Origin of the sequence: Methylobacterium persicinum, assembly GCF_022179525.1 — a bacterium.
In the GTDB taxonomy this organism is placed as follows: domain Bacteria; phylum Pseudomonadota; class Alphaproteobacteria; order Rhizobiales; family Beijerinckiaceae; genus Methylobacterium; species Methylobacterium persicinum.
This window is the reverse complement of record NZ_BPQX01000018.1, coordinates 189,731-200,972: the sequence shown is the minus strand read 5'-3', so window position 1 is coordinate 200,972 and position 11,242 is coordinate 189,731. Positions and strand designations below refer to the sequence as shown.

Genomic DNA, 11,242 nt, shown 5'->3' with positions numbered 1-11,242 from the left:
GTTCGTCGTCTCGTACTCCACATGCGCCGTCGAGATCGTGATCCCGCGCGCCTTCTCCTCCGGCGCCTTGTCGATCTGGTCGTAGGCCGTGAACGTCGCCCCGCCCGACTCCGCCAGGACCTTCGTGATCGCCGCCGTCAGCGACGTCTTCCCGTGGTCCACGTGGCCGATCGTGCCGATGTTGCAGTGCGGCTTCGTACGAGAGAACTTTTCCTTGCCCATGATTCCCGTTCCTGCGGAGGGGGCAACGCGGGCGCCCCGGATCCAGCTCGGCCGCCCCGATGCTTGACGGGGGCGAAAAGCGCCGGACGCTTAGAGGCTCGGCCCGCCCGGATCAAGGGCTGCGCCGATTCCCAGGCATAAAGTCAAGGTCGGATCGGCCCCACGACCCGCCGTCGGCGGGCGCCGATGTCATTATCCGTGAAGACCGCTTTACGAAGCTACTGTGGCTTTAAGGGCATAGGCGCATCCAAGCGCGGCGATTACCTTGGCTGCATAGACATTGAGAAGAAACTCCGGGTCTCTGCCAAATGCTTAAGAAAGCCCTCCTGACCGCCGCCGCGACGACCTTCGTCGCCACCGCCGCCGGCGCCGCCGACCTTCCGCGCCGCGCTGCACCGCCGCCGGTCTTCACCCCCGTGCCGGTCTTCACCTGGACAGGCTTCTACGCCGGCCTCGAATCGGCCTACACCTTCACCGACCGTCAGCGGATCACCACCGCCGGTGTCTTCCCGGGCAACGCCACCAACGTCGCCCTCGGCCGCCGCCCCGCCGCCGTGACGACCTCGCAGGACGGCATCGCCAACATCGGCGGCACCGCTGGCTACAACTACCAGTTCACGCCTGGCTCCGGCATCGTCGTCGGTATCGCCAACAGCATCGACTGGACGGACATCACCAAGAACCGCTTCGTCCTCGGCGCCCCGAACGTCGCCGGCGGCCCGCCGAACGCCAGTCAGTTCCGCCAGAGCCTCGACTGGCTCGGCACCCTGACCGGCCGCGTCGGCTACGCCTTCGACCGCGTCCTCGTGTACGGCACCGGCGGCTTGGCCTACGGCAACGTGTTCCACGATGCCAACTTCTACACCCCCGGCGGTGCCCTGCAGTTCGCCGGCCGCTACGATGACTTCAAGACTGGCTACGCCTACGGCGGCGGCATCGAGTTCGCCCTGCCGACCGACAGCTTCCTGAACACCTTCGCCGTCGGCCGTTACCTCGGCATCAAGTATGACGCCATCACCATCAAGGCCGAGTACATCCACTACGACCTCGGCACGCAGAACGTGGTCGTGAACGCCATTCCGGGTGTCGGCGCCGGCGCCTACGTCTCGCGCTTCCGCACCGAGGGCAACATCGTCCGCGCTGGCTTCAACTATAAGTTCGGCGGTTTCTAGGATCTCTGACGCAGAGCGATTCCTTCGCTAGAAGGGGGCGGGTGCCGAGGTCGGCATCCGCCCCCTTTTTCGTGTTCCCTCAGGCGGAGCGACGCCCATGCGCATGTACGGCAACTGGCGGTCGGCCGCCGCCTTTCGGGTGCGGATCGCCCTGAAGCTGAAGGGCCTCGCCTACGAGGAGACCTTCATCGACCTCGATGCGGGGGACCAGCACAAGCCGGAATTCCGGGCCATCAACCCGCAGGGCGCGGTGCCGGCCCTGTTCGACGGCGACGGTCCGCCCCTGACCCAGTCCCTGGCGATCCTGGACTACCTCGACGAGACGCGCGGCGGCCCTCGACTCCTGCCGGAGGATCCCCGGGAGCGAGCCCGGGCGCGGTCCCTGGCACAGGTCGTGGCCTGCGACACCCATCCCCTCTACGTGCCGCGCGTGCGCACCTTCCTGATGGACGCATACGGCCTGCCGAAGGAACGGATGATGGCCTTCGTGCGCCACACCTTCGAATCGGGCCTGAAGACGCTGGAGACGCGCCTGTCCACGGAAGCCGGCACGGGACGTTTCTGCCAGGGGGAGACGATCAGCCACGCCGACCTTTGCCTCGTCAGCCTGTGGGTCGGGACGGGCATCTTCGGCGTCGATACCGCTCCCTTCCCGACGGTGGCACGGATCGCGCAGACCTGCCTCGAGATCCCGGCCTTCGCCGAATCCCACCCCCTGCGTCAGCCGGGCGCTCCGCAGACCTGAAAACGGTCACCGTCGCAGTTTCACCGCGTTCCGGCGAAACAAGGCCGCCCCATCACATGATATGGGTGAGTTCTGCCGGATATCGCGGCCCGTCGCCGCGTGGGAAGAACTGGCAATCTCGTACCGCGTAAGTTTAAGCAGGTCTTTCATCGGCGGCCCGGACGACTGGCGCCGCGATCCTCGAGGCATCCATGGTGTCAGCAGTGAGCGAGTCCGGCCCTCATCGTGTCGTCGTCGTGGGCGGTGGGGCCGCCGGCCTTCAGCTGGTGACCAAGCTGGGTGACCGGCTCGGCAAGCGCCGGCAGGTCGACGTGGCGCTGGTCGACCGGGCGCGCACCCATATCTGGAAGCCCCTGCTGCACGAGGTCGCCGCGGGGAGCCTGGATGTCGGCCACCACGCAGTCGACTACCTGCACCACGCGCACCAGCACCACTTCCGCTATCGAATCGGCCAGATGACCGGGCTGGACCGGTCCACCCGGCAGATCACCCTGGCGCCGAGCTACGATGCCGAGGGGCGCGAGGTCACACCGGAGCGGGTCGTGGGCTACGACACCCTGGTGATCGCCGTCGGCTCGACCACCAACGATTTCGGTACCCCGGGCGTCGCCGAGCACGCCATCGCCCTCGATACACAGGAACAGGCGGTGCGCTTCCACCAGCGCCTCGTCAACGCGAGCCTGCGGGCCCACACCCAGGAAGGCCCCGTCCGGCCCGGCCAGCTCCACGTCACGGTGATCGGCGCAGGCGCCACGGGCACCGAACTGGCCGCTGAGCTCCACCGGACCCTGCGCCACGTCGTCGCAACGGGGCTCGACAAGATCGACCCGGACAAGGACATCCGCATCACCCTCGTGGAGGCGGCCGACCGCGTCCTGCCGGCCGTGCCGGAACGCCTCTCCGCCGAGGTGATGCAGATGCTCTCGAAGATCGGGGTCGACGTCCGGATCAAGGCCCGGGTCACGGAGGTCCGGGCCGACGGCGTCTCCCTGGCCGACGGGACCTTCCTCCCCTCGGAACTCGTCGTCTGGGCGGCGGGGGTGAAGGCCCCACCTTTCCTCCAGGGTATCGGCGGGCTGGAGACGACCCGGACCAATCAGCTCGTGGTGACGCCGACTCTTCAGACGACCCGGGACCCCGATATCTTCGCCATGGGCGACTGCGCCTACCTCGTCGAAGCCGGGTCCGATCGGCCGATCCCGCCGCGGGCGCAGGCGGCGCACCAGCAGGCAACCCATCTCGTCAGGCAGATCGAGGCCAGGGTCGCCGGCCGTCCGCTGACCCCTTTCAAGTACCGGGATTTCGGCTCCCTCGTCTCACTTGGCGAATACTCGACCGTGGGCAGCCTGATGGGCTTCATCCGCGGGCAGAACATGCTGATCGTCGGGCTGTTCGCCCGCATGATGTATCGCTCGCTCTACAAGATGCACGAACGCGCCCTGCACGGGACGATCAAGACCACCATCGACGCGATGGCCCGGGCCCTGACCCGGCGCACTGTCTCGCGGGTGAAGCTGCATTAGGGCATCGTTCGCCGTGGGGGATGCTGGTTCGGCGCGGGAAAATCAGTCAAAAGCCTTCGGGCGGAGAACAGGGAGAACGCCGTGATCCTCGTGAGCGTGATGTACCCGACCGGCCCCAAGTTCGACATGGGGTATTATCTGAACACCCACATGCCCCTCGTGCGGGAGCGCTGGTCGGGCATGGGCCTGCACGAGGCGACGGTGGTGACGGGCAAGGGCACGCCCGATGGCGCCCCTGCCCCGTTCCAGGTGATGGCCCTGCTCAAGTTCGAATCGGCCGACGCCTTCGGCAAGGCGGCCGCGGCCCACGGTGCCGAGATCTTCGCCGACATCCCGAACTTCACCGAGGCCCAGGCCCAGGTGCAACTCAACGACTTCGCGTGATCGACGTTATCGAAGCGGTCAAGAAAGCCGAGCCGACGCTCGGTCCCTACGTCCTGGTTCTGCGCGGCGACGCCCGGGCGCTCGCCGCGCCGGATCGGCTGTCGCCCGACGCCCAGGCCTGGATCGACGCCCACGCGCCCGGCGCCCGCCTCGCGCAGGTGGGCGTGATGCTGAGCCCGTATCCCGGCGCATCCCCGGCTCCCCGGACCCTGAGCGTGGCCGCCTTCGCCGATTCCCGGCAGCTCGCGGCCTTCGCCACCGCCTGGACCGCCGACCCCCTCGACGAGGACGAGACGGCAGCCGGGTAGGCAGAAGGGGCGCTCCTTCCCTCCCTCGCCCTGATCCTGAGGTGCCGCGTCAGCGGCCTCGGAGGAGGGCTCCAGTTCCCGCGCGATTCCCGGAGTCTTCCTTCGAGGCCGACGCTTCGCGCCGGCACCTCAGGATGAGGGCGTGGGTGGGTCTTAGGGGGCGAGCGATCCCGCGCTACCCATCAGGAACGCCCCCCGTCGCCACGCGGGATGTTCGATGTGAGAGGGACCGGTGGGTCAGGCCGCCCGGATCGTCCGGATCAACCGCAAGGTCTTGGCCCGCTGCACTTCGAGGCAGCGGATCAGGTGGGAGAGATCGCTGTCGGAATGGGCGGCCGCCTCCAGCTCGCGGCAGAGGTCGGAGAGGCCGGCGAAGCCGAGCATGCCGGCCGCCGAGACCATGGCGTGGGCGTCGTGGGCGATCTCCTGACGGTCGGTCGTGGCCATCCGGAACCGTTGTGAGAGTTCGCCCGCCAACATGTCGAGGAGCCCGTCGACCCGGTCGTGGCCGAAGCGCGAGCGCATCGCGTCCAGGACCCCGGCATCGAGGAGCTGAGGATCGGCCGGCGCAGGCACTGATGGTGCCGCGGGTTGGGCGAGCCGCCGCCGCGCCCCGGGGGCGGTCCACCGCTCGATGATCGCGCACAGGTCCTGCCGCTTGAACGGCTTGCCGACGTGGTCGTCCATCCCGGCATCGAGCAGTTCCTTGATCTGCTCCGGCAGGACGTTGGCGGTCATGGCGATGATCGGCACGTCGCAGGCCGGGGGGGCGAGGCTGCGGATCCGCCGGGTGGCCGCCAGCCCGTCGACGCCGGGCATCTGCACGTCCATGAGGACGAGGTCGAAGTCGAGGCCCGTGGCGAAGGCAGCCTCGACGGCGGCGAAGGCCTCTCCCCCGTCAGCCGCGACGGCGACATCGTAACCCTGCGATTCGAGCACCGCGCAGGCGAGTTCCCGGTTGATGGCGACGTCCTCGGCCAACAGGAGACGCTGCCCCCGCGACCCGGACATCCCCTCCCCCGCATCGGTGGCGGAGCGGGCCTTACCCGCCTCCGGCACCGGCTGGACCGGCTCGGCCCCCCGGGGCAGGACCAGGGTGAACCAGAAGGTCGATCCCACGCCCTCGCGGCTGTCGACCCCGATCTCGCCGCCCATCAGGCCCACGAGCTGGTGCGAGATGGCGAGCCCCAGGCCCGTGCCGCCGAAGCGCCGGCTGATCGACCCGTCGACCTGGCTGAACCGGCGGAAGAGACGGGCCTGATCCGCTGGCGCAATGCCGATGCCCGTATCGGTCACGGCGAAGCGCAGGGCCTCCCCCCGCCGTCCGTCGGGTGCCCGCCCCGCCCCTTCCCGCCGAACGCTGAGCGTGACGGAGCCCTCGGGGGTGAACTTGATCGCATTGTTCAGGAGGTTGAGGAGAACCTGCTGCAGGCGGCTCGAATCCCCCACCACGAAGCGGGGCAGGCCTGGGTCGAGATCGACCTCGATGGCGAGGCCGCTCTTTAGCGCTCCCCCGCGGACGATCGAGATCGCCGCCTCGATGATCGAGACGAGGGGGAAGCTCAGGGTTTCGAGGGTCAGCTCGCCGGCATCGACCTTCGAGAAGTCGAGCACGTCGTTGACCACCGTGAGCAGGGCGGCGCCCGAATTCTGGATCAGGGTGAGCCGCCGCCGGTCCTCGCCGCGGATCGTGTCGCCTTCGAGCAGCAGGTCCGCGTAGCCGATGATGCTGTTTAGGGGCGTGCGGATCTCGTGGCTCATGGCGGCCAGGAAGTTGCTCTTGGCCGCGCTGGCGCGCTCCGCTTCCGCCCGGGCCGTCTCGGCATCGTGCGTCGCCGCCCTGAGGGCCGCCTCGGTCGCCTTGGACTCGGTGATGTCGAGGTGCAGGCCGACCATCCGGGTGGGACGGTCCCCCTGGCCGAAGACCGTCCGGCCCCGGGCGTAGATCCATTTGTCGCCGACGCGGAACTGGGCGGCATAGGTGGTCCGGGAATCGATGGCCCGGCGCACCTCGTTCCAGGCATCCGCCGCGTCGTCGGGATGGAGCAGGCCGGTCCACTCGGCGGCGTTCAGCAGGCGGGTTTGCCCGGCGGGACAGTCGAGGCCGTGCATCCGGGCGCTCTCGGGCCCGAGGCTCACCACCCCCGTCTGCATGTCCCAGTCCCAGGTGCCGGCCCCCGCCGCCTCGAGGGCGAGGCCGAGGAGCTGTCGGGCATCCTCGACGGCGATCCGCGCGGTCACGATGTCATCGACATCGAGCGCCGTGCCGAGCCATTCGAGGATGTCGCCCTTGGCGTCGAGCAGGACGGGCGAGATGGAGATCTGGTGCCAGCGATAGACGCCGTCGTGCCGCTGGATCCGCCACTGGCCGGAATAGCCCTGGCGGGTGACAAGGGCGCGCTCCCAGGCGTCCTGCATCGCCGGCGCGTCGTCGGGATGGTTGCGGGCGAGCCGCTCGGCCCGCCCGGCGCCGATCGGCCCGTAATAGGAGCGGAACTGCGCGTTCAAATAGGTGGCCTCGCCGTCGCTGACCCGCATGGTCCACACGAGAAGCGGCAGGCTTTCGGCCAGCCCGCGGTAGCGCACGTCGCTGCGCCTGACCGCATCCTGCACCCGCCTCATCTCGGTCACGTCGATGAGGACGCCCACGAGGCCGGTCACCGCGCCGTCCCCATCGGTCTGGCAGACACCCCGGACCACCACATCGCGGACCGTCGCGTCCGGCCGCAGGATCCGCGCCTCGTAGGCGAAGGACCCGCCCCCGGCGACCGCTTCCGCCACGGCGGCCCGGACACGGTCCCGGTCATCGGAATGGTAGTAGGTGGCGAGCTGGGCGAGGTCCGGCGCGGGGCCGGCGGGATCGAGGCCGGCGATCCGGTAGAGGCCCGGCGACCACATGACGGTGCCGTCCGCGAGGCCGACCTTCCATGTCCCTATGGAGGCGAGCCATTCGGCCATCATCAGCTGCGCGTCCGCGCTCTCCTGCGCCCGGGCCCGCAGCTCGATCTCGCCGTTCTGCTTGAAGATGACCGCCTCCCGCGCCTCGGCCGAGGCGGCGGCCTTCGTCCGCTCGGCGTTGGCGCGGGCGAGGCGCAGATGCGCCGTCACCGTCTCGGCGAGGTCGGCAAGGCTGGCCGCCTCCTCGTCCGTGAAGTCCCGGGGGGCGGTGTCCACGAGGCAGAAGGTGCCCACCGGCAGGCCCGCCTCCAGCATCAGCGGGATGCCGGCATAGAACCGGATGCCCCGCTCGCCCCGCACGGCGGCGAGGTCTCGGAAATCGGGATGCTCCCAGGTGTCGCGGGCGACGACGGTCGTGCCGCGCTCGACGGTGATGTGGCAGAAGGTCTGCCGGCGCGGGGCGGTGGTCGGAATCAGTTCGCAGGGCGTCTTGAGCCAGACCTGCTCCTCACCCATCAGGGCCACGAAGGCGCCCGCGACGCCGAAGATCCGCCGGGCGATGCGACAGACCGCATCGAAATGCGGTTCCGGGGCCGTTCCCAGGATGCCGATGGCAGCCAGAGCCTCGATCCGTGCGGAGTCCCGGCCTTGCGGGGCAGCGGCAGTCAGGGGGATCTGAGCGGTGTCGTGCATCATCAAGAGCGAACCGTTTCGCCTGCCCCCGCCTCCGGACGGCCCTTTCCGGCCGGGCGCCGCATCTGCCGGGACAGTCGGGCCGCCTCGAGCGCCCACACCATCCCCAGCATCATGTAGACGTGCCGCCACTTCTCGATATCGATCTGGAACGCCTGCAGGAAGAACATGAAAAGCGCAGGCCAGACAATTTGTGCGTGTCTGGCGAAGGGTGATGGCCGGATCAGCAATCGAAATCCGACGTAAGTCGTCGTGCAGACGAGCAGGATGAACACGGCCCCGCCGAGCCAGCCGCCATTGGCGAACGAACCAATATACGAGTTGTGCGGCTCAAGGCCGAAGAACAGGCGCCAGTGCATCGGCCCCATTCCGAAGGGCCGCTCCATGAGCATGGGGATGCCCCGGAGCTGATTGCCGAACCGACCGGTTTCTCCCTCGTCGTAATCCTGAGTCAGCGCCGCGCGGGTCTCGAACATCTGCCGCACGGGCTCGAGACAGAAGAGGCCCGCGATCGCCACGAGGCCGAGGCCGAGGGTCGCGAGGGTAAGCAGCACGATCCGCCGCCGCAGCTGCGCCGACTCGCTCGCCGCGTAGACCGACACCACCATGATCGTCACGGCGACGACGGTGCCTCCCCACGAGCCCCGGGAGAAGGACAGGAAGATGCCCGTCAGGATCACCAGCAACCCCGCGAGGCTCAGCACCGGCCGGCGGGCCGTGCCCGTGAGCAGCGCGTGCATGAGGTAGAGGGCGCCGAGGGTGAGGAACGAGCCGAACACGTTCGGGTCCTGGAAGGTGCCTGAGGCCCGACCGTAGCGATAGAACAGGTCCTCGATGCCCAGGAGGTCGAGGTAGCCGACGATGCCCGCCACCGCGGAGACGATGCAGCTCGCCGTATAGGCCCGAAGGGCGAGGTCCATGCGCGCGTCGGTGTCGTCGGCGAAGAACATCGCGAAGAACACGCCCGTGATGCACAGGTAGACGAGCTGGATCGTCCAGGTGACCGGAAAATCCTCGTTCAGGTAGGGCAGCAGAGCGGCGATGATCGCCGTGAGGTAGAGGAGCAGCAGGCCGATCAGGGGCACCAGCCCCCGGTGCAGGCGCAGGCCGAGGCAAAGCCACAGGACGATCGTGGGGATCGCGATCACGTCGTAGGGCGACGTGTCGGAGAAGGCGAAGCAGGCAAAGAAGACGAAAGCGGCGAAGAGCGCTCCCGCGAAGCCGTGCAGGGCGTCGCGCAGAAGCAGGCCGCGGCCGGCTGCGAGAGCCCCGGAGGGGGCGACGGCATGAGCCATGGGACGCGACTCCGCGGGCCGGAGACGCGGGCCCACCGCCGTTCAATGCGATGAAATGGTTGAGGCCGCGTAACGCCGCGGGGGAGAACAATCCCAGGGTGCACTCGCCGACGCCACCCCACCACCGTCATTGCGAGCGGAGCGAGATCCAAGAGCCGTGAGCGAACACGATGGTTCGGCCGGCTTCCTCCAGATCTTCCCCCTCATCCTGAGGTGCGGCGCAGCCGCCTCGAAGGCCTCATCCTGAGGTGCGGCGACAGGCGCCTCGAAGGAGAGCTCCAGCCTGCCGCGCGATCTCTGGAGGGCTCCTTCGAGGCCCGCTCTCGCGGGCACCTCAGGATGAGGTGTTGGGTGGGATCACATCATCCTGGTCGCCGCCTCCTTACCCGGCCGCCCGGGCCCCGGGGACGGCGGCGAGCAGGCTGCGTGTGTAGGCGTGGGAGGGGGCGGCGAAGAGTTCCGCGGTCGGGCGCAGCTCGACCACGGCGCCCCGGTGCATCACCGCGATCCGGTCGCAGATGGTGGCCGCCACCCGCAGGTCGTGGGTGATGAACAGCATCGCAAGCGACAGGCGCTTCTTGAGGTCCTCCAGCAGCGCCAGCACCTGCGCCTGGACCGAGACGTCGAGCGCCGAGACCGCTTCGTCGGCCACCAGCACGTCGGGCTCCATGGCGAGCGCCCGGGCGATGCCGACCCGCTGCCGCTGGCCGCCGGAGAAGGCGTTCGGGTAGCGGTCGTAGGCCCGCGGATCGAGCCCGACGAGGGCGAGCAGCTCCTCCGCCCTCGCCCGGGCCACCTTGCCCGGCACACCGTGCGCGATGGGCCCGGCGGTGATGATCTGCCCCACGGTCCGGCGGGGGTTGAGGGAGGCGAAGGGGTCCTGGAAGATCATCTGGATCCGCCGCCGCTCGGTGCGCAGGGCGCCCGGGGCGAGGGCCGAATAATCGAGATCGCCGACGCGGATCGTGCCCCCGTCCGGCTCGATGAGGCGGATCGCCAGCCGGGCCGTGGTGGACTTGCCCGATCCGGATTCGCCCACGAGACCCAAGGTCTCCCCCCGGCCAATATCGAAGGTGACCGCGTTCGCCGCGTTGACCGTCCGCGGTGGCCCGAACCACCGCGCCTTGGTGATGTAGGTCTTCCTCAGACCGCTGACGGAAAGGGCGACCGGGGCCCCATCGAGGGGCTCACGTTTGGGCGGATTGAGGGTCGGCACCGCCGCCAGCAGCTTCTTCGTGTAAGGCGCCTGCGGGTTGTGCAGCACCTCGGCCGCCGGGCCGAACTCGACGAGCTTGCCCCGCTGGAGAACCGCCACCTGATCGGCGATGTCGGCCACCACGCCGAAATCGTGGGTGATGAACATCACGCTCATTCCCCGGCGCTGCTGCAACTCGCGGATCAGCTTGAGGATCTGCGCCTGGGTGGTCACGTCGAGGGCGGTAGTCGGCTCGTCGGCCACCAGTACCGAGGGTTCGAGGGCGAGTGCCATGGCGATCATCGCCCGCTGGCGCTGCCCGCCGGAGAGCTGGTGCGGATAGGCCCGTACGATCTCCGCCGGGTTCGGCAGGCCGACCTCCGTGGCCAGGGCGACCACCCTCTCCCGCCGCTCGGCCCGGGTGAAGAGGTGATGCGCCTCGTACATCTCGGCGATCTGGTCGCCGATCCGCATCACCGGGTTCAGGGCGGTCATCGGCTCCTGGAAGATCATCGCGACCTTGCGTCCGCGCAATTCCCGCCACTGCGCCTCGCCGAGGCCCAGCAACTCCCGCCCCTCGAAGGTGATCGACCCGCCCGCGACCTTGAGGGCACGGGGCAGCAGGCCGGTGAGGGCGTAGGCGCTCATCGACTTGCCAGAGCCGGATTCGCCGACGACGCAGAGGATCTTGCCGGCCTCCAGATCGAGGTTCAGCCCCTCGACGGCATGGGGCCGGTCCGCGCCCTTCGGCAGGGCGATGGTGAGGTCGCGGATGCGCACGACCGGCGGGGCGGCAGGTTCGGCCAT

Annotated in this window: 9 protein-coding genes; 5 read left to right on the top strand and 4 right to left on the bottom strand. The window is 69.1% G+C overall.

Annotated features, from left to right (window positions below; genetic code table 11):
* Positions 1-222 (bottom strand): GTP-binding protein (locus MFF22_RS08340; protein WP_238248491.1); only part of this gene is annotated, 222 nt, incomplete at its 3' end.
* A gap of 308 nt (positions 223-530) precedes the next feature.
* On the opposite strand from MFF22_RS08340, the gene MFF22_RS08335 reads away from it, so the two are divergent.
* From MFF22_RS08335 to MFF22_RS08315, 5 genes are all read left to right on the top strand, one after another.
* The gene (locus MFF22_RS08335) at positions 531-1,394 is read left to right on the top strand and encodes an outer membrane protein (protein ID WP_238248490.1); all 864 of its coding nucleotides are present in this window, start codon (positions 531-533) and stop codon (positions 1,392-1,394) included.
* Positions 1,395-1,491: 97 nt separating this feature from the next.
* A complete protein-coding gene (gene maiA, locus MFF22_RS08330) occupies positions 1,492-2,139 on the top strand; it encodes a maleylacetoacetate isomerase (RefSeq protein WP_238248489.1) in 648 nt (215 codons plus the stop codon).
* Between the two features lie 191 nt (positions 2,140-2,330).
* Positions 2,331-3,662 carry an NAD(P)/FAD-dependent oxidoreductase gene (locus MFF22_RS08325; protein WP_238248488.1) on the top strand — a complete coding sequence of 444 codons (1,332 nt, stop codon included), beginning with the start codon at positions 2,331-2,333 and terminating at the stop codon, positions 3,660-3,662.
* Positions 3,663-3,743: 81 nt separating this feature from the next.
* Positions 3,744-4,046 carry an EthD family reductase gene (locus MFF22_RS08320; protein WP_238248487.1) on the top strand — a complete coding sequence of 101 codons (303 nt, stop codon included), beginning with the start codon at positions 3,744-3,746 and terminating at the stop codon, positions 4,044-4,046.
* The gene (locus MFF22_RS08315) at positions 4,043-4,354 is read left to right on the top strand and encodes a hypothetical protein (RefSeq protein WP_238248486.1); all 312 of its coding nucleotides are present in this window, start codon (positions 4,043-4,045) and stop codon (positions 4,352-4,354) included. Before MFF22_RS08320 ends, MFF22_RS08315 begins: the two co-directional genes overlap by 4 nt.
* 237 nt (positions 4,355-4,591) lie before the next feature.
* Here the strand turns inward: MFF22_RS08315 and MFF22_RS08310 are convergent, their stop codons facing one another.
* From MFF22_RS08310 to MFF22_RS08300, 3 genes are all read right to left on the bottom strand, one after another.
* Positions 4,592-7,948: a PAS domain-containing protein gene (locus MFF22_RS08310; protein WP_238248485.1), complete on the bottom strand. Its 3,357-nt coding sequence runs from the start codon at positions 7,946-7,948 to the stop codon at positions 4,592-4,594.
* Positions 7,948-9,240 (bottom strand): O-antigen ligase family protein, encoded by a 1,293-nt coding sequence (locus MFF22_RS08305; protein ID WP_238248484.1) that lies wholly within the window; start codon positions 9,238-9,240, stop codon positions 7,948-7,950. Before MFF22_RS08305 ends, MFF22_RS08310 begins: the two co-directional genes overlap by 1 nt.
* 382 nt (positions 9,241-9,622) lie before the next feature.
* On the bottom strand, positions 9,623-11,242 hold the full coding sequence (locus MFF22_RS08300; RefSeq protein ID WP_238248483.1) for an ABC transporter ATP-binding protein: 1,620 nt from the start codon (positions 11,240-11,242) through the stop codon (positions 9,623-9,625).